Origin of the sequence: Streptomyces sp. NPDC007929 (genome assembly GCF_042959065.1) — a bacterium.
GTDB lineage: Bacteria > Actinomycetota > Actinomycetes > Streptomycetales > Streptomycetaceae > Streptomyces.
Genome location: NZ_JBIBKD010000004.1, coordinates 417,363 through 439,374 on the forward strand (window position 1 = coordinate 417,363; position 22,012 = coordinate 439,374).

The window sequence follows — 22,012 nt, forward strand, 5'->3', positions numbered from 1 at the left end:
CACCGCGAGCCGGGAACAGCCCGGCCGCCCGACGAAAGCCAGGAGCACCGCCCATGACGTCGCAGGCTGCGGACCGGCCCGAGCCGGTCGGTGTCACGCGCCGCTCCAAGATCACGCCCGAGCGTGAGCAGGAGTTCTACGACGCCGTGCTGGAGCAGCTGAGGGAGTGCGGCTACGACTCCGTCACCATGGAGGGGATCGCCGCCAGCACCCGGTGCAGCAAGTCCACGCTCTACCGGCAGTGGAAGACCAAACCCCAGTTCGTGGCGGCGGCGCTGCGCTCACACCGGCGGACCCGCTGCATCGACACCGGCTCGCTCGCCGACGACCTGCGCGAGGCGGCCCGGGCGGCGGGGGAGCTGTCGGGCCGGGACACCAAGCTCCTCCAGGCGCTCGTGCACGCGGCCCCGCAGGACCCGGAGTTGCAGCGCGCGCTGCGCGAGGCGCTGGTCGAGCCGGAGATCGCCGCGCTGAAGGAGATCATCCGGCGCGGGGTCGAGCGGGGGGAAGTGCCGGCCGACCACCCGGCGCTGGAGTACATCCCGGCGCAGATGTTCGGCGTCCTGCGCATCCGGCCCGTCCTGGAGGGCGAGTACGCGGACCCGGACTACCTGGTCCGCTTCGTGGAGGCCGCCGTACTGCCGGCGCTGGGCCTGACCTGAGACCCGGGCGCCGTTCGCCGGATGACCGGACGGCGACCCGACCGCGCCGACCCGTGGGGACGGGGGCGGCGCGCACCCCACGGCCGGGTGGGGTTCCCCTGTGAGCGGCAGGGGCGCCCCACCCGGCCGACCGGTGTCCGTGGGGCGGCCCGCGCCCGGTCAGACGTCCTGGCCGTTGCCGCTGCCCGTCGACGCCTTGATGCCCTTGGTGATGTCGTCCAGCACGGTCTCCTTCTGGTCCGCGTCGACGCCGAACCGCACGACCACCATCAGCTTGGCGTTGGCCGGGGAGGGGAACGCGAGCGACTCCACGATGCCGTCGGCACCCTTGCTCGTGACGGCCTTCCAGCGGACCAGGTAGCCCTTCTGCCCGGCCACGGTCACGGCCTTGGACTCCAGCACGTCGTGGGAGGTGATGCCGCCGTAGGACTTGCCACCGTAGGACTCCTCGGCGTTCTTCGCGATGTCCGCCTTCGCGATCTCCTCGGCGGTGGCGCCCTTGGTGCCGAGGGCCAGGGCCGGGGCCGAGTAGGCGCCGCCCTTGGTGCAGGTCGAGGAGGTGTCGCCCGGGCACTTGTAGGAGTCGTCGGACGTCACGTGGGCACCGACGTTGGCCTGCTGGCCGTACCAGCCCTTCGGGATCGGCAGGCTGATCCCGCTGACCGCGTCGGTCACCGACCCGCTCCTGATCTTCGGCGGCTCGGACTGCTCACCACGCCCGCCGGAACCGCCGTCTCCGTCGCCGTCCCCACCGCCGGATCCTCCCGATCCGCCGGAGCCCCCGGACCCGCCCGGCCCGCCGAACGGGCCGCCCTGCCCGCCGGGCGCGCCCGGCCCACCGGGCCCCTGCGAGGTGGGCGAACCGCCCCCACCGCCGTTGTCCGTCAGGACGTACACGCCCACGCCGATACTCGCGAGAACGACCACGGCGGCGGCGACGGCGGCGCCGATCCGAAGGCGCCGCCCCTTTCCGCCGTCGGGCGCGACGGGGTACCCGGGGTAGGCGGGATACCCGGGGGCCCCGGGATAGGGACCGCCGCCGGGCTGCCCCCCGACCCCCGGCTGCCCGGCGGGTCCCGGGTACGGACCGCCGACGGGGTGCCCTGCGACTCCCGGGTGCCCGGCGGGCCCTGGGTAGGGGCCGCCGGTGGGCGGGCCTTGGGGGGCTGGGTGTCCGGCGGCGGCCGGGTGCGCGGTGCCGCTGAGACGGGCCGCGTCTCCCGGTTGTCCGGCGGCGCCCGGGTGCGCGCCGGTCCCGGAGTCCCAGGCGCCCGCGGGGTGCCCGGCCTCGCCGGACTGCCCGGCGGGTCCTGCGTCCTGGGCGGGCGCCGGCCCCTCGGCGGGGCTTGGGGTTCCCGTCGGTCCTGGTCCCTCGGCGGGGCCCGGGATTCCGGGGGTTCCCGGATGCTCGGCCGGGCCTGGTCCGCCAGCGGCTCCAAGGCCTTCGGCGGACCCCGGATGCACGCCCGAGTCCGGCCCTTCGGTCGATCCGGGCACTTCAGGCGATCCCGGGCCCCGGGACTCCGTCGACGGCCCGATCTCGGCCGCCTCGGCGGTACCCGGCCGTGTCGTCCCCGGTATCTCGCCGCCGCGCGGCTCGCCGGTTCCCGGCGCTTCCGCTCCGGCCTGCTCGCCAACTCCCGGCGCACCGGCCCGCTCACCGGCTCCCGGTATCTCGCTCCCGGCCCGCTCACCGGCTCCCGGCTCCCCGGCCGGTCGGTCCGCCGAACCCGGAGGTCCCGAGGGGGCGGTGGACGCCGGGCCCGTCGGGGGACCCCAGGGCGCGGGCGGCTGGGTCGGGCGGATGCGGTCCGTCCAGGCCTTGCCGTCCCACCAGCGCTCGGTGGCGGGCCCGTCACTTGTCTGTCCGGGATCGGCGTACCACCCGGGAGGAGTCTCCTGCGTCATGCCCCCACCGTATGAGGCGTCGGTGAAAGAGGCATGAGAGGAGTCGGAACCAGCTATTCCAGAAGCAGCCGCACCGGCTGCCGAGCCGCCCGCGGCGGAAGCCGCAGCCCGTCCCGGCCCGGGGTCACCGACCCCAGCACGCTGGCATGCCGGGCCCCCGTGCTCGCCGGGTCCGTGCCCGGCAGCCCGTGCAGGGTGAGGAACCCCAGCACCGCGAAGGCGTACGCCTCCTTCGCGTCCGACGGCAGACCCAGGTCGTCCGAGGTGCGCAGGACCACCCCGCCCAACAGGTCCGCCAGCATCGCCATCAGCACCGGGTTGCGTGTCCCACCGCCCGAGGCCACCACCTCCGTCCCACCCACCGACCCCACCGCGTCCGCCACGGTCCGGGCCGTCAGCATCGTCAGCGTCGCGACGACGTCCTCGGCGGGCAGCGTCCCGAACCCGGCCAGCGCGTCCCGCAGACGACCGAGGTGGAACAGCTCCTTGCCCGTCGTCTTCGGCGCGGGCAGCGCGTAGTACGGCTCCTGGAGCAGCCGGTCCAGCAGCGGCCCGTGCACCCGGCCCCGCCCGGCCAGCACCCCGTCGGTGTCGTGGGCCAGCGCCCCGCCGCTGAACCCCCGGGCCGCCGCGTCGATCAGCGCGCAGCCCGGCCCGGTGTCGAAGGCCGTCCCGTCGGGCGCGGTGAGGTTGGCGATCCCGCCGATGTTGAGCGCGACGGACCTGCCCGGCCGGCCGCGCAGCCACAGCAGGTCGAACAGGCTGACCAGCGGTGCGCCCTGCCCTCCGGCGGCGATGTCGCGCGGCCGGAAGTCGGCGACCACGGGCAGCCCGGTCGCCTCCGCGATCCACGCCGGCCCGCCCAGCTGGAGCGTGCCGCGCACCTCGGACCCGGCGACCCAGTGGTAGACGGTCTGCCCGTGCGAGGCGACCAACTCGGCCCGCCCCTCGCACAGTTCGCGGTCAGCCCGGACCGCCGTCGCCGTGAAGGCCTGCCCGATCCGGGTGTCCAGCCGGCACACCTCGCCCAGCGTGGTGGTCCCGGGCGGCAGCGCGGCCGCCAGCGCCTCGCGCACGTCCGCGTCGTACGGTTCGCTCACCGCGCCGAGCGGCTTCAGCACCAGGCTGTCGCCGACGAGGTCCAGTTCGGCCGCCGCCGCGTCGATCGCGTCGTACGACGTGCCCGACATGAGACCGATCACCCGCATCCGCTCACCCGCATCCGCTCAGCCAACCCTCTCCACCCCCGCCTCCGGCACCCCGCCCCGCCGCCCGGAGGGCAGGGTGAGAAGCGCAGGAACACTCACCGCGCACGCCGCGGCCGCATAGTACGCGGGGACGTCCATGCTGCCCGTCCGCTCGATCGTCTCCGTGATGATGAGCCCGGCACACCCCGAGAACACCGCGTTGGACAGCGCGTAGGCGAGCCCCAGCCCCGTGTACCGCACCCGGGTCGGGAACATCTCCGACAGCATCGCGGGCCCCGGCCCCGCCATCAGCCCCACCACCGCACCCGCGCCGCACACCGCCACACCCTTCACGGTGTTCGAAACGCCGGGATCCCGCAGAAGGTTGAGCAGCGGCACCGCGAGGACCACCACCAGCACCGCCCCCGAGAGCATCACCGCCCGCCGGCCGAGCCGGTCGCTGAGCAGGCCCGCCGGCACGATCGTCACCGCGAAACCGGCATTGGCCAGCACGGACGCCACCAGCGCCTGCTGGAACGTGGCGCCCAGCGAGTTCTGCAGATACGACGGCAGCACGACGAGGAACGTGTAACCCGCCGCGGCCCAGCCCATGATCCGCCCCGCGCCCAGCACGATGGCCCCGGCCACCTCGCGCGCCGGAGGCGTCTCCTGCGACCGCTCCGCCACGAACGCCGGTGTCTCGTCCAGCCGCAGCCTCAGCCACAACGCGCCCAGCCCCAGGGGCAGCGTCAGCAGGAACGGCAGCCGCCAGCCCCACGCGCCCAGTTGCTCCGCCGTCAGCACGGTGGCGAGCAGCGCCGCCGCCCCCGCACCGGCCAGCAGCCCCAGCGCCACCGTGAACGACTGCCACGCCCCGTACAGCCCACGCCGCCCCGGCGGCGCGAACTCCGTCATCACCGACACCGCCCCGCCGAACTCCCCACCCGCCGACAGCCCTTGGAGCACCCGCAGGAACGTCAGCAGCCAGGGCGCGAGCGCACCCGCCTGCGCGTACGTCGGCAGCGCACCGATCAGCGTCGTCGCCACCGTCATCAGCGTGATCACCAGGACCAGCACCGGACGCCGCCCGATCCGGTCGCCGAGTCGGCCGAAAAGCGCCGCACCGACCGGGCGGAAGAAGAACGCGAGCGCGAAGGACGCGTACGTCTTCACCAGGGCCTCGGCCTCGCCGCCGTTCTCCGGTGTGAAGAACCGCGCCGCGATGATCGTCGCGAAGTAGCCGTAGACGCCGAACTCGTACCACTCGATGAGATTGCCCACCGACCCCGCGACCAGCGCCCGGCGGCCGCGTCGTGTGTCCCGTTGCTGCTGAATGTCCGTCACCTCCCGTGGCTTTGCGCACCGTTGACGCGAAGACGGCTGGTGGCGGGCCCGTCGCGTCGCCCCGCCGCACCCGGTGTCACCCATCACGGCAAGAGGTGCCCCGACCACCCTCCACTCAGGCAATCGGACGGCTACGCTCGACGTCTGTACGTCGTTCGGGCGACTTGGGGAGGTAGCGGGATGACGGAGGTACGGCCCACGGCCGCCGCCTCGGCTTCCCTGTGGGAGCGCGACGAGGAGGTCGCCGCCGTCGCGCGGGCGGTCGACAGCCTGTGCACGGACCGCTCCTCGTCCGGCGGACTGCTGGTCTTCCGCGGCGAGGCAGGACTCGGCAAGACCGCGCTGCTGGCCGAAACCCGCCGTATCGCGGAGGCCCGCGGCTGCACGGTCTGGTCGGCGCGCGGCGGCGAGACCCTCAGGTCGGTCCCCTTCAACGTGGTACGCCAGTTGCTGCAACCCGCTCTGGTGTCGATGCTGCCGGAGGAGGCCCGCGAGTACCTCGGCGACTGGTACGACATCGCCGGCCCCGCCCTCGGCATAGCGGAGCCCGGCGACCGGCGGGCCGACCCGCAGGGCGTGTGCGACGGCCTGGTCGCGGCCGTGCGCCGGCTCGCCCGCCGGGACTGGCCGCTGGTGCTGCTGATCGACGACGCCCACTGGGCGGACCAGGAGACCCTGCACTGGCTCGCGGGGCTCGCCGAGCGCCTCGACGAGATGTCCGTCCTGGTCGTCGTCGCCCGCCGCTGCGAGGAGGTCTCCGGCCCGAGCGCCCGCCACCTCGACACCGTCGCCGCAGCGGCCGACGGCCCCGTCACGACCCTGAGCGCCCTCACCCCGGACGCCGTGGCCGGGCTCACCCGCGCCACCCTGGGCCGGCACGCCGACGCCGCGTTCTGCCGCGAGGTCTGGGCCGTCACCGCCGGCAACCCCTACGAGACCGTCGAACTCCTCGCCAAGGTGCAGGACAGCGAGCTCGAACCGGTCGAGGGCCGGGCCGGTGAACTGCGCGAGCTGAACCGCTCGGCCCGCGGCGGCGGCCTCGTCGCCCGCCTGGAGGAACTCGGCATCGACGCCACCCGGTTCGCCTGGGCCGCCGCCATCCTCGGCACCGGCATCTCCGTCGGCCTGGTCGCCAAACTCGCCACCCTGCGGCCCGACGACGCCCGCCGCTGCGCCGAACTGCTGCGCACCGCCCGCATCCTCACCGCACCCGACCCCGCGACCGGCCGCAGTACCGACGGCGACCTGGAGTTCGTCCACCCGCTGATCGCGACCGCCGTCTACAACTCCATCCCCGACGCCCTGCGCACCGCCATGCACGGCATCGCCGCCCGGATCGTCTCCGACGAGGGACACGGCGCCGCGGCCGCCGCCCGCCACCTCCTGGAAGTCCACCCGGACGACGACGAGGAACTCGTCGGCCAACTGCGCGAGGCCGCCCGCGAGCACCTCGCCGTGGGCGCCCCCGACGCCGCCCGCCGCTGCCTGGAGCGCGCCCTGCGGGAACCGCCCCGGCCCGACTCCCACCCGCACGTGCTCTACGAACTCGCCGGAGCCACCTTCCTCACCGCACCGGCCCGCACCATCGGCCATCTGCAGACCGCGCTCGGCATGCCCGGCCTCGACGGCGACCAGCGGGTGGACGCCGTCTTCAGGCTCTCCCAGGCGCTCCTGCACAACGACCAACTGGAGGAGGCCGTCCGCACGGTCGAGGCCGAGGCCGCCCGGCTCCGGCCCGGACCCGCCCGGATGCGCCTCCAGGCGGTGCACTTCATGTGGGAGGGCCTGCACGCCGGCGAGGCCACCTCACCCGACCGCTCCCGGCGGCTCGCCGACCTCGCGAGCACCTGCACCGGCCGGGACAACTCCGAACGCGCCCTGCTCATCCTGCGCGGCTTCGACGCCCTGATGCACGGCGAGAACGCCGAGGAGGTCGCCGAACTGTGCGACCGCGCCCTCGTCAACGGCCGGCTGGCCCCCGGACTCGGCTGGACCGACACCGAGTGGGGCATCGAACTGCTGCTGATGCTCGCCAACGCCTACGCGTTCACCGACCGCCTCGACCGCGCCGAAACCCTCTACAACGAGGCGCTGCGCGCCTATGAGTCGGCCGGATGGAGCGGCGGCCACCTGGCCCTGGCCCACGCCTACGTCGGGATCGGCCACCGCAGGCGCGGCCGCCTGACGGAGGCCGAGGCGTCCCTGCGCGAGGCGCTGCGCCTGGCCGAGCGCGTGGGCCGCGGTCTGCCGCTGTACTGGTCCGCGACCTGCAGCCTGGTCGACACACTGCTGGCCCGCGGCCATGTCGAGGAGGCCTGGGACGTCGCCGAACAGCACGGCTTCGCCCCGCCCTACCCCTCCACCATCGTCCTGCCGGATCCCCGCTCGGTACGCGGACGGCTGCTGCTGGCCGTCGGCCGCACCAAGGACGGCGTCAACGAACTGGAGGCCGCGGAGAAGGCCGCGGCGGCCCGGGGCCACCACAACCCGGTGCTCGTCCCCTGGGCGGCCGACCTCGCCCGTGCCCTCAGCGCCGAGGACCCGGCCCGGGCCGCCCGGCTCGCCGTCGACGTCCGCCGCCAGGCCGAGCGCTTCGGCACGGACACGGCGATAGGGGAGGCCCTGCGCTGCGCCGCCGACCTGGAGACCGGCCAACGCGCGGTCCGGCTCTACGCCCAGGCCGTCACCTACCTGGAGGCCTCGCCCTGCCAGTACGAGTACGCGGCGGCCCGCATCGAGTTCGGCATCGCCGCCCGCTCGGTGTTCGACCTCGAACGCGGCCTGGACCTGGCGGTGTCGTGCGGGGCCGACGGCCTGGCGGAGCGGGCGCGCACAGCGCTCACGTCCGGGGCCGGACCGGCGTAGTCCCCGCGCCGCGCACCCTCAGCAGGCGCCGTCCTCCTCCGCCAGCACCCGCTGCGCCGTCGCGAACGCCGAATTGGCCGCCGGTACCCCGCAGTACACCGCCGTCTGGAGCAGCACCGCGCCGATCTCCTGAGGGCTGAGGCCGTTGCGGCGGGCCGCGCGGACATGCATGGCCAGCTCGTCGTAGTGGCCGTGCGCGACCAGCGCGGTCAGCGTGATCATGCTCCGCTCACGGCGGGACAGGGTCGGGTCGGTCCAGATCTCGCCCCAGGCGTAGCGCGAGATGAAGTCCTGGAAGCGGGCCGTGAACGGTGTCTGACGGGCCTGCGCCCGGTCGACGTGCGGGTCGCCGAGCACCTCCCGCCGTACCGCCATGCCCCGCGGTGCCCCCGGACCGAGGTGGGCGCGCAGGGCGGTCAGCACCGCCTCCGGGCACTGCGCGGGAGCCAGATGGGAGGCGCCCGGCAGCTCCACCAGCGTCGCACGCGGCACGGCGTCGGCGATCTCCCGCAGATGCGCGGGGGGCGTCGCCGGATCCTCGCGGCCCGCGACCAGCAGGGTCGGTACGGCGATCCGCGCGAGCAGGTCCCGCAGGTCGAACGCGGCGAGCGCGTCACAGCAGGCGGCGTACGCCTCCGGGTCGGCGCCCCGGTGGTCCCGGACCAGACGCGGCACGGTGAAGTCACCGGCGAACCACCGCGCGTCGGCGCTCTCCGCCAGCCCGGCGAGCCCCTCGCGCCGCACCAGCGCGGCCCGTTCCTCCCACGGTCTGGACCCGTTGAAGTGCGCCGACGAGCAGATGACGGCGAGCGACGACAGCCGCTCGGGATGGTGCACCGCGAGATGCAGCCCGACGGCCCCGCCCAGGGACACGCCCGCGTAGGCGAACCGCTCGATGCCGAGCGAGTCGGCGAGTGCCAGCACCAGGGCGGCGAGGTCACCGACCGTCGCGCCCGCCTCGATGAGACCGGCCGCCGAACCGCCGTGCCCCGGCAGGTCCCAGCGCACCACCCGGTGACTGATCGACAGCTCGGGCGCCACCTCGTCCCACAGGGCGTACGAGGTGCCGAGCGAGGGGCCGAGCAGCAGTGGGGGAGCGGTGTCGGGCCCCTCGGCGTGGTGGTTCAGGAGAGTCAACGTCGCTCCAGCGCACGGTCGGTGAGAGCTCCGGCGGAGCCCGTGTAGTGGGTGGGGTCGAGGTCGGTACCCGCCAACTCCGGCGCCTGCGCGAGCGGTTGCCCCGTGGCGGCCAGCCGGGTGAGGAGGTCCTTGGCACAGGCCCGGCCCAGCACCGGGGCCAGTTCGGCGGACAGCCGCTCGGAGACGATCAGCCCGTGGGTGAGATCCAGGTGCGCCCGCATGGTCTCGGGCCTGACCCGCAGTCCCTCCGCCAGTTCGGCGGCGTCCCGGGCGGCCCCGCCGACCAGGCGCAGGAGGTCGCGCAGCGGCTCCCACTCGGCGTGCCAGGCCCCGGCCGGGCGTTCGTCCTCGGCGGCCATGGAGCCGTACAGCGTGGCCGCGAGCTGCGGTGCCCGCCGCGCGGCCGAGGCGATCAGCGTGGACCGTACGGGATTGGACTTGTGCGGCATGGCGGACGACCCGCCGCCGCTGCCCTCGGCGACCTCGGCGATCTCGGTGCGCGACAGGGTCAGTACGTCCACGGCGAGCTTGCCGAGCGAGCCCGCCGTGAAGGCCAGGCACCCGGCGAGATCACCGATCGGCGTGCGCAGGGTGTGCCAGGGCAGATCGGGCGCACGCAGGCCGAGTTCACGGGCGTAGATCTCCGGCAGCCCGGCCGGATCGCTGGCGCCGTACGCCCCGAAGGCCGCCAGCGTCCCCGCCGCACCGCCGAGTTGAGCCGGCAGCGACTCCCGTACCGTCCGCACCCGCTCCCGCGCGTCCAGCACCAGCGACCGCCATCCGGCCGCCTTCAGCCCGAACGTGGTCGGTACGGCGTGCTGGGTGAGCGTGCGTCCGGGCATCGCCGTGTCCCGGTGCGCGGCGGCCAGCCGGGCCAGGGCCCCTTCGGTACGGCCGAGGTCGGCGAGGACCGGGTCGAGGGTCCGCGCGGCCACCAGCATCATCGCCGTGTCCATGATGTCCTGGCTGGTCGCGCCCCGGTGGACGTAGGGACCGTACGGGTCGCCCACGGCCTTCGTCAGATCGGCGACCAGGGGGATGACGGGGTTGCCGCCCGTGCGCGCCCGCTCGGCGAGGGACCGCGCGTCGAAGGCACCGGTGTCCGCCGCCCCGGTCACCGCCGTCGCCGCCTCGGCCGGGGCGAGGCCCGCGGCGGCCTGGGCCCGGGTCAGCGCGGCCTCCGCGTCGAGCAGCGCCCGCAGGAACGCCTCGTCACCGGTGGCGGAGGCGGCCGCGGAACCGGACCACCCGGGCGCGAGCAGACCGGTGTCGCCGTGCGCAGCTGTCACTGGAACTCCAGGAAGACCGTTTCGCCTTCGCCCTGAAGGCGGATGTCGAAACGGTACGTGCCGACCCCCTCCTCCGCGGCGATCAGCGTGTCGCGGCGGGCGTCCGCCAGCCCGGACAGCAGCGGATCGGCGGCGAGCGCCGCCGCGTCGCCCGGCAGGTAGATCCGGGTGTACAGGTGCACGAGCAGTCCGCGCGCGAACACGCACACGCTCAGGTACGGGGCGTTGCGCCCTCGTGCGCCGGGCCGCAGCGTCCGCGCGTACCAGTGGCCGTTCGCGTCGGTCTGGACGCGACCCCAGCCGGTGAACTCCACGCCGTTGCGCCCGAGGAAGCCGCCCGAGGCCGGGTCCCGCCGCATCGAGCCGTCAGCGGTCGGCAGGTTGCCCCCGGGGTCCGGGCCCCACAGTTCGATCAGGGCGTCCGGCAGCGGGTCGCCCTCGCCATCGGTGACGTAGCCGTGCACCGTGACGGTGTCCGGGTGCCCGAGGGGTGCGATGTCCTCGCCGCCGCGAAAGGGCAGGGCATGACCGTAGAACGGGCCCACGGTGTGCGAGGGGGTGGGCAGCACACTCTCCGGACGGCTGGTGTCGATCTTCGTCATCGCTGGTCAGCGCCCTTCTTCGATCCAGGTGGCCTGCGGCCCGTCCAGCACGATGTCCCAGTGGTAGCCCATCGAGAACTCCGGCACCGACAGGCTGTGGTCGTACGTCGCGACCAGCCGCTGCCGGGCCGCGTCGTCCGTCACGGACTGGATGATCGGGTCGTAGGGGAACAGCGGGTCGTTCGGGAAGTACATCTGCGTCACGAGCCGCTGGGTGAACGCCGAGCCGAACAGCGAGAAGTGGATGTGCGCCGGCCGCCAGGCGTTGACGTGCTGGCGCCACGGGTACGGGCCCGGCTGGACCGTGGTGAACCGGTAGTGGCCGTCGGCGTCGGTGAGGGTACGGCCCACGCCGGTGAAGTTGGGGTCCAGCGGGGCGTCGTGCTGCTCGCGCTGATGGGCGTAGCGGCCCGCGGAGTTGGCCTGCCAGATCTCCACGAGCTGACCGCGCACCGGCCGCCCGGCGCGGTCCAGCAGCCGCCCGGAGACGGTGATGCGCTCACCGACCGGCTCGCCGTCGTGCTGCCGGGTGAGGTCGTTGTCGATCTCGGTGATGTCCCGCTCCCCGAAGGCGGGGGAGGACAGCTCCACCAGCTCCGGGTCCTTGCTCACGTCGATGGTGACCGGCGGCTGCTTCGGGTGCCGGAGCAGCGAGGACCGGTACGGCGCGTAGTCGCGCCGCGGCTGGTGCTCGACGGGCCCGCCGTCGGCGAGCCGCTTCTCGTAGGCGGCGCGCTTGGCCGCGATCTCCTGGTCGATGTCGTGCTGGGTGAGAGTCATGGAAGTCCCTGAGGCTCTTGAGGATCGTGCCCCGTGAGGGGCGCGGGGCTGTTGTCGATGTGCGGCTCCGCCGCGCGGGCGCGACCGGCCACGACGGGCCCGTGGCCGCTGACGGCGCTCAACGCTCCAGGACGAGCGCGAGTCCTTGCCCCACCCCGATGCACAGAGTGGCGACGCCGACGCCGCCGCCCCTGCGGGCGAGCTGATGGGCGACCGTCCCGGCGAGCCGCGCGCCGGAGGCGCCGAGGGGATGGCCGAGGGCGATCGCCCCGCCCTGCGGATTGAGGATCGCCGGGTCGAACTCGGGCCACTCCGCCACACACCCCAGCACCTGCGCGGCGAACGCCTCGTTGAGCTCCAGCACGGACAGGTCGCCGAACCCCCGGCCCGCCTTGGCCAGCGCCCGGTCGACCGCCTCCACGGGCGCCAGCCCGAAGTAGTGCGGGTCGGTCGCGGAGACACCCGTCGCCCGGACGCGGGCCAGCGGCTCGCGCCCCGTCGCCCTCAGCCCCTCCTCGTCGACGAGCAGCAGCGCCGCCGCACCGTCGTTCAGCGGCGAGGCGTTGCCCGCGGTCACCGTGCCGCCCTCGCTGCGGAAGGACGGCTTCAGCCTGGCCATCGCCGCCAGGGAGGCATCCGCGCGGACACTCTCGTCGGCGGCGAAGGCGACCGGCTCGCCCTTGCGCTGCGGGATCGGCACGGCCGCCAGCTCGGCGTCGAACAGGCCCTCGGCCTGTGCCCGCGCCGCCTTCTCATGGCTGCGCAGGGCGAACTCGTCCTGCCGCTCCCGGCCGATCTTGTGCTTGTCCGCGATGAGTTCGGCCGACTCGCCCAGTGGGACCGTCCACTGCGGCTCCATCCGCGGGTTGACCATCCGCCAGCCGAGCGTCGTCGAGTACAGCTCGGTGTGCTGGGCCGGGAAGGGCTTGTCGGACTTGGGCAGCACGTACGGCGCCCGCGTCATGGACTCGACGCCTCCGGCCAGCACGACGGACGCGTCCCCGACCGCGATGGCCCGGGCCGCCTGGACCACGGCCTCCAGACCCGACGCGCACAGCCGGTTGACCGTCACGCCCGGCACGGACGTGGGCAGCCCGGCGAGCAGCGCGGCCATCCGGCCGACGTTGCGGTTCTCCTCACCGGCCCCGTTGGCGTTGCCGAAGTACACGTCCTCCACCCGGGCCGGGTCCAGCCGCGGCGTACGGCCGAGGAGTTCACGCACGGCGTGCGCGGCCAGGTCGTCGGGGCGCACACGCGCGAGGGCGCCGTTGTAGCGGCCGATCGGCGTGCGGACCGCGTCGACGATGTAGACGTCCTTCACTTCAGGTCCTCCGGAACGGTCAGTTCGGCGTCGGTCCTGGCGGCGATCTCGCCAGTGGTCACACCGGGTGCGGTCTCGACCAGGACGAGTCCGTCGTCGGTGACGTCGAGGACGCCGAGGTCGGTGATGATCCGGTTCACGCACCCCTTGCCGGTCAGCGGCAGCGTGCACTCGGTGAGGATCTTCGGCGAGCCGTCCTTGGCGGTGTGTGTCATGACGACGACGACCGTACGGGCGCCGTGCACCAGGTCCATCGCGCCGCCGATGCCGGTGATCAGCTTGCCGGGGACGGCCCAGTTCGCCAGGTCGCCCCGCTCGGACACCTGCATCGCACCCAGTACGGCGACGTCGATGTGCCCGCCCCGGATCATCGCGAACGACAGCGCCGAGTCGAAGAAGGACGCGCCCGGCAGGACCGTCACCGTCTCCTTCCCGGCGTTGATCAGATCCGGGTCGACGGCGTCCTCGGTGGGGTAGGGGCCGGTGCCCAGGATGCCGTTCTCCGATTCGAGGACGACCTCGACGCCCTCGGGGAGGTGGTTGGGGATGAGCGTGGGCAGACCGATGCCGAGATTGACGTACTGGCCGTCCCGCAGCTCCCGCGCCGCCCGTGCGGCCATCTCCTCGCGCGTCCAGGCCATCAGGACCTCACCGTCCGCTGCTCGATCTTCTTGTCCGCCGCCTGCTCGGGGGTCAGCGCGAGCACCCGCTGCACGAAGACGCCCGGCACATGCACCGCGTCCGGGTCGATCTCACCGGGCTCCACCAGCTCCTCCACCTCGGCGATCGTGACCCGCCCGGCCATCGCGGCCAGCGGGTTGAAGTTCCGGGAGGACTTGTTGAAGACGAGGTTGCCGTGCCGGTCGCCCTTCCAGGCCCGGACCAGGGCGAAGTCGGTGCGGATGCCCCGCTCCAGCACGTACTCGGTGCCGTCGAACTCCCGGACCTCCTTGGGCGGCGAGGCGAGGGCGACCCCGCCCGCACCGTCGTAGCGCCAGGGCAGTCCGCCGTCGGCGACCTGGGTGCCGACACCGGCCGGGGTGTAGAAGGCGGGGATCCCGGCGCCGCCTGCCCGCAGCCGCTCGGCCAGCGTGCCCTGCGGGATCAGCTCGACCTCCAGTTCCCCGGCCAGGTACTGCCGGGCGAACTCCTTGTTGGCGCCGATGTAGGACCCCGTGACCCGGGCGATCCGGCCGGCGGCCAGCAGCACGGCCAGGCCCGACTCCATCGCCCCGCAGTTGTTCGAGACCACCGACAGCCCTGCCGCGCCGCGCTCGTACAGTGCGCCGATCAGCGCGTTCGGCACACCGCTGAGCCCGAAACCGCCCACCGCGAGCGACGCGCCGTCCGGCACATCGGCCACCGCCTCCAGGGCGGTGGCGACCACCTTGTCCATCCGAGAAGCCCCATCTCTTCCGAGCGGCCAGCGACCCGACCAGATTAATCAGGGCACTGAGTATTTCTGCGAGCTGTCCCTCACGCTGCCATCGGTGTACGGGAGCGTCAAGAGCCAGGAAGAACGTGCTGCAATCCTGCGTGAAGGCGGCAGACAGGGCGCGATGGGGTGAGTATTGTTCAGTGCACCGACGAAAACGACCGAGGGGTGCACATGGCGGCCGCGGACCTCACCACCCACCCCGGGCACCTGGCCCGGCGGCTCCAGCAGGCGCACTACCTGCTGTGGAACGCGATGGTCTCCGAGGAGATCACCTCGCCCCAGTTCGCCGTCCTCAACACCCTCGTCGCCGAGCCCGGCCTGGACCAGCGCACGGTGGGGGAGCGGGTGGGGCTCGACCGGTCCACCATCGCCGAGGTGATCAGCCGGCTCAGCCGGCGCGGACTGCTCGACAAGGTCCGCGACCCCCAGGACGGGCGCCGCTCCCTGCTGCGCCTCACGGACGAGGGGGCGCGCACGCACCGCAGGCTGACCGTGCGCACCGCCCGGATGAACCAGGTCTTCCTCGCCCCGCTGACCGCCGACGAGCGGACGGTCTTCTTCGACCTCATCCGCCGGGTCGCGGACGCGGCCGAAGGGCTCCGCAATCCGGAAGAGCCCCTGGTGACGCCCCACTGACGGACGCGGACGCCGCCCGGGTGGGCCGTACGCCGCCCGGGTGGGCCGTACGCCGCCCGGGTGGGCCGGGCGGCGTACGGCGGACGGCGAGCCGGTCAGGGCGTTTTGGCGAACACCACCCACACCTGGCCCTTGGCGAAGTTCACCGGCGTGCCGTCAGCGGTGGTGAACGTCGTGCCGTCCGCCGCCTTGTCCCGCTTCCAGCGCACGTCCCAGGCCCGCCCGTCACGCAGCACCGTCGCCTTCCCCGAGCCGACGGTCTCGGTGTACGGGGTGTTGTTGCCGAGGAAGTCCCGGAAGGCGGACTCGCGCACCGTCACGTACTGCACGACGACCGTCGCGGCCGCCATCCGCTCACCGTCGGCCGTCGTCGCGGGCCTGCCGTCCATGCCGACCAGCCAGCGGTCGCGGGAGTCCGACCAGGTGAAGGTGAAACCGGCCGCCGGGTAGCGCACCGTCCGGGACGCCGTCGCCGTACCGCCCGCGGGCGCCGAGCCGTAGCGGAAGCCGGTGGTCAGGGCGGCCCGCCCAGGGGTCTCGGGCACGATCCGCTCGGGGCGCAGATAGAGGTTGTGCGGTGCGGGTCTGCCGGAGTCGCGGAAGAACGCGTCGGCGGCGTTGCCCGGTGTCTCCGCCCGCAGTGGCGCCTTGTCGATCAGCGGCAGCAGTTTCTTCTGCGCGCCTGAGAAGGCCAGCGTGGGCCGGTCGAACTGGCGCAGCAGCTCCAGATCCGACTCGCGAGCGCTGCGCACCGGCCCGATCGCCTCCGGCAGCCGGGTGGCGTAGACGGCCATCAGCCGGCTCAGCCCGCCCTCGACCTGCTCGGCGTAGACCACATCCGCGGCGTCGACGCCCGTGTGCGGGCGGGCCGGGCCGGCGTTGTCGATCTTGACGACGAGGGCGGCGGGGCCCTTCGCCGAGGGCGATTCCCGCTGCCCCGGTTCCTTCGGCGACCCCCGTCCGTCGTCGCCCGGGCCACCGCTCCCGCTCGTGCAGCCCGCCAGGGCGGCCGTCACCGTGGCGGCCAGCAGCGCCACCGTCGTCGCGGCGCGCCGTCCGCGCGCCCCTCGTCCCATGCCCACCGTCGCCACCGCGCCTCTTGTCATCGAGCTGTCTTGATTGTGCGCTTATCTGAACATCGATGGCCATGGGTGACCGTTCTTGACGAGGAAGTGTCCGCGCGGCGTCCGTCGATCGGCGCAAGGCCCGGCGCAAGATCCGGCGCAGGGTCCGGCGCAGGCTCCGGCTCAAGGTTCAGCGCGGGCGTCCGGGGAACTCGGACGGCGCCGTACGACCGACGCGCACGCTACGGAGGGAGCGCGAGGCGATGAGGGCTGTGACCTGGCAGGGCAAGAGGGATGTGCGGGTGGAGAACGTGCCCGATCCGACGATCCAGGAGCCGACGGACGCGGTCATCCGCATCACGTCCACCGGGCTGTGCGGCTCCGACCTGCACTTGTACGAAGTGCTCACCCCGTTCATGACCCCGGGCGACATCCTCGGCCATGAACCCATGGGCATCGTCGAGGAGGTCGGCGCGGGCGTACCGGACCTCCAGGTGGGGGACCGGGTCGTGGTGCCGTTCCAGATCGCCTGCGGCAGCTGCTGGATGTGTCTCACCGGCCTGCCCACCCAGTGCGAGACCACCCAGGTCCAGGGCGAGGGCATGGGCGCGGCCCTGTTCGGCTACACCCGCCTGTACGGCGCGGTGCCGGGCGCACAGGCCGAGTACCTGCGCGTCCCCCAGGCCCAGTTCGGCCCGATCAAGGTCCCCGAGGGCCCGCCCGACGACCGGTTCGTCTACCTCTCCGACGTCCTGCCCACCGCCTGGCAGGCCGTCGCCTACGCCGATGTCCCCAAGGGCGGCAGTGTCGCCGTGCTCGGACTCGGCCCCATCGGCGACATGGCCTGCCGCGTCGCCCAGGTGCGGGGCGCCGGGCAGGTGTTCGGCGTGGACCTGGTCCCGGAGCGGCTGCGCCGGGCGAAGGCGCGGGGCGTGGAGACCTTCGACCTGAGGTCCTTCGACGACGAGAAGGAACTCGTCGCCGCGATCCAGGACCGGACCGACGGCCGCGGACCCGACGCCGTGATCGACGCCGTCGGCACCGAGGCCCACGGCAGCGCGGCAGCACGCCTGGTGCAGAACGCCGCGGCCGTCCTGCCCCGCAAGATCGGCGCCCCCATCGCCGAGCGCTTCAGCATCGACCGCCTCGCCGCCCTCTACACCGCCATCGACCTGGTGCGCCGCGGCGGCACCATCTCGCTGTCCGGCGTCTACGGCGGCATGGCCGACCCGCTGCCGCTGCTCACCCTGTTCGACAAGCAGATCCAGATGCGGATGGGCCAGGCCAACGTCCGCCGCTGGAGCGACGACATCATCCCGTACCTGACCGACGAGGACCCCCTCGGTGTGGAGGACTTCGCCACCCACCGGGTGCCGCTGTCCGAGGCCCCGCACGCGTACGAGATGTTCCAGCGCAAGGAGGACGGCGCGGTCAAGGTCCTGATGCAGCCCTGACCGGCGACCCCTGCGGACCTAGACGCCGAGGATCTCCGCCAGGTCGTAGCGGACCGGCTCCTCCAACTGCGCGTACGTGCAGCTGGTGGGGGTCCGGTCCGGGCGCCAGCGGCGGAAACGGGCGGTGTGCCGGAAGCGCTGCCCGTTCTCCATGTGGTCGTACGCCACCTCGGCCACCCGCTCCGGCCGGAGCGGCACCCACGACAGGTCCTTACGTCCCGACCAGCGGCTCGGCGCCCCCGGCAGCCGGGCCTTCTCATGCGCGGCCTCCTCCGACCAGGCCGCCCACGGATGCCCCGTCACGTCGTCCAGACGCAGCGGCTCCAGCTCCTCGACCAGCTCGGCGCGCCGCTTCATCGTGAAGGCGGCGGACACACCGACGTGCTGGAGGGTCCCGCGGTCGTCGTACAGCCCGAGCAGCAGCGAACCGACGATCGGGCCGCTCTTGTGCAGCCGGTACCCGGCGACCACGACGTCCGCCGTCCGCTCGTGCTTGATCTTGAACATGGCGCGTTCGTCCGGCCGGTAGCGCACGGTCAGCGGCTTGGCGATGACACCGTCCAGTCCGGCCCCCTCGTACTCCTCGAACCACCGCCGGGCCACCTCGACGTCGGTGGTCGCCGGCGCCAGATGCACCGGTGCCCGCACCCCGGACAGTGCCCCGGCCAGCCGCTCCCGCCGCTCGGTCAGCGGCGCGCCCATCAGCGACTCGTCCCCCAGCGCCAGCACATCGAACACGACGAGCGACGCCGGTGTCCGCTCCGCGAGCGTGCGCACCCGCGAGTCCGCCGGATGGATCCGCTCCGTCAGCGCGTCGAAGTCCAGATGCCCCTCGCGCGCGATCACGATCTCCCCGTCCACCACACACCGCTGCGGCAACCGCTCCCGCACGGCGCTGACCAGCTCGGGAAAATACCTGGTCAAGGGCTTCCCGGTCCGGCTGCCCAGCTCGACCTCGTCCCCGTCCCGAAACACGATCGCCCGAAACCCGTCCCACTTCGCCTCGTACTGCATCCCCGCCGGGATCGCCGCCACGGACTTGGCGAGCATCGGCTTGACAGGGGGCATCACCGGGAGATCCATGGGTCGATTCTGCTCCGATGTGCCCCGAGGTGCTCGATATGCGAGGTGTGCGGGCTACGCCTACCGTGGCGGGCATGGGTGAAGCGGTGGAACTGGAGGTGGCCGGCCGGACCGTACGGCTGTCCAGTCCGGACAAGGTGTTCTTCCCGGAGCGCGGCTTCACCAAGCTGGACCTGGCCCGGTACTACATCGCCGTCGGCCCCGGCATCCTGCGTGCCCTGCGCGAGCGGCCCACCACCCTGGAGCGCTACCCGGAAGGCGTGAACGGCGAGAACTTCTTCCAGAAGCGGGCGCCGAAGAACATGCCCGACTGGATCCCGACCGCGCACATCACCTTCCCCAGCGGCCGCAGCGCCGACGAGATGTGCCCCACCGAGCCCGGGGCGGTGGTGTGGGCCGCCCAGTTCGGCACCCTCACCTTCCACCCCTGGCCGGTCCGCCGCGACGACGTGGACCACCCGGACGAACTGCGCATCGACCTCGACCCGCAGCCCGGCACCGACTACGACGACGCCGCCCGCGCCGCCCACGAACTGCGGGCGGTGCTCGACGAGTTCGGCGGGCTGCGGGGCTTCCCCAAGACCTCCGGCGGCCGGGGACTGCACGTCTTCGTGCCCATCGAGCCGCGCTGGACCTTCACCCAGGTGCGCCGCGCCGCCATCGCCGTCGGCCGGGAGGTGGAACGGCGGATGCCCGAGCAGGTGACCATCAAGTGGTGGAAGGAGGAGCGCGGCGAGCGCATCTTCATCGACTACAACCAGACGGCACGCGACCGCACGATCGCCTCCGCCTACTCCGTACGCCCCCGCCCGCACGCCCCCGTCTCCGCACCCCTGCGCTGGGACGAGGTCGGCGTCGCGCACCCCCAGGACTTCGACCTCGCGACCATGCCCGCGCGCTTCGCCGAACTCGGCGACGTGCACGCGGACATGGACGACCACCGCTACTCCCTGGAGGCCCTGCTCGACCTCGCCCGCCGTGACGAACACGACCACGGACTGGGCGACCTGCCGTACCCGCCCGAGTATCCGAAGATGCCGGGAGAGCCCAGGCGGGTGCAGCCGAGCAGGGCCCGCAAGGAGAAGGAGCCTCCTACAGCTCTCTGATCCGGATGTCCCGGAACGAGACCACATCCGTCGTGCCGTGCACCTGGAGCCCGATGTAGCCGGAGGCGAACCGCCGCCCGTCCGTGCCCGGGTCGTCCGAGCGCGGCGGGCTGAACTCCTGGCCGCCGGTGTTGTCGAACTCGTTGATCAGCACACCGTTGCGCAGCACCGAGTAGTGCTGGCCCTCCACCCGGATCTCGTAGTCGTTCCAGGTGCCCTTCTGCGTCACGCCCGCGCCGGCCAGACCGACCCGGTCGAAGCCGTAGACCGAGCCCGTCTTGTACAGGTCGCCGTCGGGCCGGTCCAGCACCTGCACCTCGTGCCCGTACTTGATGGCCACCCACTCCGGGCGGGACTCCTCCGGGTGGTCGTGGACCCACGGGAAGCGCACGAACACACCGGAGTTGGCGTTGCCCGTGCCCGGGGCGTCGTCGCGCCACTGGAGCTTCAGCGAGAAGTCGCCGTACTTGCGCTGCGGGAACCACAGCATGCCCATGCCGGGCGTGGTGGTGCCGGAGGTGATCGTCCCGTCCGGGTTCAGCCCGAACGAACCGCCGCCCACCTGCTGCCACTTGGCCAGCGACTCGGCCGTTCCGTCGAAGAGCGCGCGGTATCCCTCGGTCTGCCCCGGCTTGCCGATCCCGGACTGCCGGGCCGCCTTCCGGATCGCCTTGGACTCCCGCTGGTCGATGACCCCTTCCTTCAGCAGCGCGTCCAGGACGGAGTTCACGTGCTTGAGGAACAGCGCCTGGGACGTCCACTCCTTCTCGTCCTCGATCAGCTCGCCGATCCGGCAGCGGTTGTCGGTGACCCGGTTGCGCACTCCCGAGTCGACCGTGCCGACGATCACCGTCAGCCGCTCGTCGTACTCCGGGCAGTCCGGTGCCGGGACCTGCCCGGAGACGACCGTGAAGGTCACCGTGCGGGCCGCCGCGGTGTTGCCCGCCTTGTCCGTCGCCCGGTACGCCACGGTGTGCGCGCCCGCCCGGTCCACCACCACCGGCGCCGAGTACGCCAGGTAGGGGCCGCCGTCCAGCGAGTACTCGATCTTCTCGACGCCCGAGCCGTGCTCGTCGGTCGCCGTGACCGTCACCCGGGCGCTGTTGACGTACGCCCCGCTCGCGTTCCTCGTGCCCTCCACTGTCACGCCTGTCACCGGAGGGACGGTGTCCGCGGGTGGCGCCGCGACGACCGTGAACTTCACGCTCTTCTCCGCCGCCACGTTGCCCGCCTTGTCGGTGGCGCGGTAGCGGACGGTGTGCTCACCCACCTGGTGCACCATCACGGGCGCGGTGTACGGCTGCCAGGCGCCGGAGCCGATGGCGTACTCGATCGTGTTGACCCCGGTCCCCGTGTCGGAGGCCGAGACGGTGACCGTCGCCATGTCGATGTACGCCCCGTCGGCGTCGCGCTCACCGCTCACCGTCGCCGAGGTCTCCGGCGCCGTGGTGTCGTCCGACTGGGGGGCGACGACCGTGAACGCGGCGCTCCTCTCGGCGGACACGTTCCCCGCCTTGTCGAACGCGCGGTAGCGCACCGTGTGGCTGCCGACTTGGTCGACGACGACCGGCGTGGTGTACGGCTGCCAGGCACCCGCCTCCCCGAGCGCGTACTCGATCCGCTCGACGCCGGAGCCGCCCTCGTCGGTGGCGTGCAGCGCCACGCTCGCCGAGCCGACGTACTCGCCCTGCGTGTTCTGCGTGCCGCTCACGTGCGCCGACGCCTCGGGCGCCGTGGTGTCCTCGCCGGTGCCCTCGGTCACCGTCAGAATGCCCTGCATCTGGCCGTGGCCGGGGATCGTGCAGTGGTAGAAGTACCGGCCGGGTGTGAGCGTGACCTGGGCGGTGTGCTTGCCGCCCTGGGCGTCGTTGGGGTTGGCCAGGATGTTGAGCTGCACATCGCTGTTGAACTCGGGGTCGCTGGTCACGAACGTCAGCGTGTGCGGCATGCCGGTGGTGTTGCCGGTGGCCGTGCTGTTCTCGAAGACGATCGTGGCCGTGCCGGCGACCGCCGTCTTCGGTGCTGAGAGATACTTGTCGATGTCGTTGCCGGCCGTCCAGGTGAGCACCTGGTCGGCCGTCCCCTTCGCGGGCTGCCCGGCGGCGGGCAGTGCCTGCACGCCGAGCATCATCA

General features: G+C 73.2%; 18 protein-coding genes and 1 pseudogene. 5 read left to right on the forward strand and 14 right to left on the reverse strand.

The window, feature by feature from the left end; translation table 11 throughout:
* The first annotated feature begins 53 nt into the window (after positions 1-53).
* Positions 54-662, forward strand: coding sequence for a TetR/AcrR family transcriptional regulator (locus ACFZDE_RS15470; RefSeq protein ID WP_344465554.1), 609 nt, complete (start codon positions 54-56; stop codon positions 660-662).
* A 159-nt stretch (positions 663-821) separates the two neighbouring features.
* Here the strand turns inward: ACFZDE_RS15470 and ACFZDE_RS15475 are convergent, their stop codons facing one another.
* From ACFZDE_RS15475 to ACFZDE_RS15490, 4 genes and pseudogenes are all read right to left on the reverse strand, one after another.
* Positions 822-1,337: a hypothetical protein gene (locus tag ACFZDE_RS15475; protein WP_390996702.1), complete on the reverse strand. Its 516-nt coding sequence runs from the start codon at positions 1,335-1,337 to the stop codon at positions 822-824.
* Between the two features lie 1,113 nt (positions 1,338-2,450).
* Positions 2,451-2,570 (reverse strand): annotated as a pseudogene (locus ACFZDE_RS15480) (DUF2510 domain-containing protein); the annotation flags it as partial.
* Between the two features lie 53 nt (positions 2,571-2,623).
* Complete coding sequence (locus ACFZDE_RS15485; protein ID WP_391200209.1) at positions 2,624-3,778, reverse strand: anhydro-N-acetylmuramic acid kinase; 1,155 nt, start codon at positions 3,776-3,778, stop codon at positions 2,624-2,626.
* A gap of 18 nt (positions 3,779-3,796) precedes the next feature.
* Positions 3,797-5,101 carry an MFS transporter gene (locus tag ACFZDE_RS15490; protein WP_390995788.1) on the reverse strand — a complete coding sequence of 435 codons (1,305 nt, stop codon included), beginning with the start codon at positions 5,099-5,101 and terminating at the stop codon, positions 3,797-3,799.
* Between the two features lie 180 nt (positions 5,102-5,281).
* On the opposite strand from ACFZDE_RS15490, the gene ACFZDE_RS15495 reads away from it, so the two are divergent.
* Positions 5,282-7,966 carry an AAA family ATPase gene (locus ACFZDE_RS15495; protein WP_391200210.1) on the forward strand — a complete coding sequence of 895 codons (2,685 nt, stop codon included), beginning with the start codon at positions 5,282-5,284 and terminating at the stop codon, positions 7,964-7,966.
* Positions 7,967-7,984: 18 nt separating this feature from the next.
* Here the strand turns inward: ACFZDE_RS15495 and pcaD are convergent, their stop codons facing one another.
* The 7 genes from pcaD to ACFZDE_RS15530 form a co-directional block, all read right to left on the reverse strand.
* Positions 7,985-9,103 carry a 3-oxoadipate enol-lactonase gene (pcaD, locus tag ACFZDE_RS15500; RefSeq protein WP_391200211.1) on the reverse strand — a complete coding sequence of 373 codons (1,119 nt, stop codon included), beginning with the start codon at positions 9,101-9,103 and terminating at the stop codon, positions 7,985-7,987.
* Entirely contained in the window at positions 9,100-10,395 is a 1,296-nt protein-coding gene (gene pcaB / locus ACFZDE_RS15505; RefSeq protein ID WP_391200212.1) for a 3-carboxy-cis,cis-muconate cycloisomerase, read from the reverse strand. Before pcaB ends, pcaD begins: the two co-directional genes overlap by 4 nt.
* The gene (gene pcaG / locus ACFZDE_RS15510; RefSeq protein WP_391200213.1) at positions 10,392-10,997 is read right to left on the reverse strand and encodes a protocatechuate 3,4-dioxygenase subunit alpha; all 606 of its coding nucleotides are present in this window, start codon (positions 10,995-10,997) and stop codon (positions 10,392-10,394) included. The genes pcaB and pcaG overlap by 4 nt, the downstream gene beginning before the upstream one ends.
* A 6-nt stretch (positions 10,998-11,003) precedes the next feature.
* Positions 11,004-11,777, reverse strand: a complete 774-nt coding sequence (gene pcaH, locus ACFZDE_RS15515; RefSeq protein ID WP_390995803.1) for a protocatechuate 3,4-dioxygenase subunit beta — start codon at positions 11,775-11,777, stop codon at positions 11,004-11,006.
* A 118-nt stretch (positions 11,778-11,895) separates the two neighbouring features.
* Entirely contained in the window at positions 11,896-13,098 is a 1,203-nt protein-coding gene (locus ACFZDE_RS15520) for an acetyl-CoA C-acyltransferase (protein WP_391200214.1), read from the reverse strand.
* The gene (locus tag ACFZDE_RS15525) at positions 13,095-13,739 is read right to left on the reverse strand and encodes a 3-oxoacid CoA-transferase subunit B (protein WP_391200215.1); all 645 of its coding nucleotides are present in this window, start codon (positions 13,737-13,739) and stop codon (positions 13,095-13,097) included. Before ACFZDE_RS15525 ends, ACFZDE_RS15520 begins: the two co-directional genes overlap by 4 nt.
* Positions 13,739-14,494: a 3-oxoacid CoA-transferase subunit A gene (locus ACFZDE_RS15530; protein ID WP_391200216.1), complete on the reverse strand. Its 756-nt coding sequence runs from the start codon at positions 14,492-14,494 to the stop codon at positions 13,739-13,741. Before ACFZDE_RS15530 ends, ACFZDE_RS15525 begins: the two co-directional genes overlap by 1 nt.
* A 213-nt stretch (positions 14,495-14,707) precedes the next feature.
* Here ACFZDE_RS15530 and ACFZDE_RS15535 point away from each other — a divergent pair, with 213 nt between their 5' ends.
* Positions 14,708-15,172: a MarR family transcriptional regulator gene (locus tag ACFZDE_RS15535; protein WP_390995815.1), complete on the forward strand. Its 465-nt coding sequence runs from the start codon at positions 14,708-14,710 to the stop codon at positions 15,170-15,172.
* 95 nt (positions 15,173-15,267) lie between these two features.
* On the opposite strand, the gene ACFZDE_RS15540 is transcribed toward ACFZDE_RS15535, so the two are convergent.
* Positions 15,268-16,248: a DUF3048 domain-containing protein gene (locus ACFZDE_RS15540; protein WP_391200507.1), complete on the reverse strand. Its 981-nt coding sequence runs from the start codon at positions 16,246-16,248 to the stop codon at positions 15,268-15,270.
* Positions 16,249-16,499: 251 nt separating this feature from the next.
* Here ACFZDE_RS15540 and ACFZDE_RS15545 point away from each other — a divergent pair, with 251 nt between their 5' ends.
* A complete protein-coding gene (locus ACFZDE_RS15545) occupies positions 16,500-17,690 on the forward strand; it encodes an alcohol dehydrogenase catalytic domain-containing protein (protein ID WP_391200217.1) in 1,191 nt (396 codons plus the stop codon).
* Between the two features lie 18 nt (positions 17,691-17,708).
* Here the strand turns inward: ACFZDE_RS15545 and ACFZDE_RS15550 are convergent, their stop codons facing one another.
* Positions 17,709-18,773 (reverse strand): ATP-dependent DNA ligase, encoded by a 1,065-nt coding sequence (locus ACFZDE_RS15550; protein ID WP_391200218.1) that lies wholly within the window; start codon positions 18,771-18,773, stop codon positions 17,709-17,711.
* Between the two features lie 74 nt (positions 18,774-18,847).
* Here ACFZDE_RS15550 and ligD point away from each other — a divergent pair, with 74 nt between their 5' ends.
* Complete coding sequence (gene ligD / locus ACFZDE_RS15555) at positions 18,848-19,879, forward strand: non-homologous end-joining DNA ligase (RefSeq protein ID WP_391200219.1); 1,032 nt, start codon at positions 18,848-18,850, stop codon at positions 19,877-19,879.
* Here ligD and ACFZDE_RS15560 read toward each other — a convergent pair.
* Positions 19,866-22,010, reverse strand: a complete 2,145-nt coding sequence (locus tag ACFZDE_RS15560) for an OmpL47-type beta-barrel domain-containing protein (RefSeq protein WP_391200508.1) — start codon at positions 22,008-22,010, stop codon at positions 19,866-19,868. The genes ligD and ACFZDE_RS15560 overlap by 14 nt on opposite strands.
* Positions 22,011-22,012 lie beyond the last annotated feature (2 nt).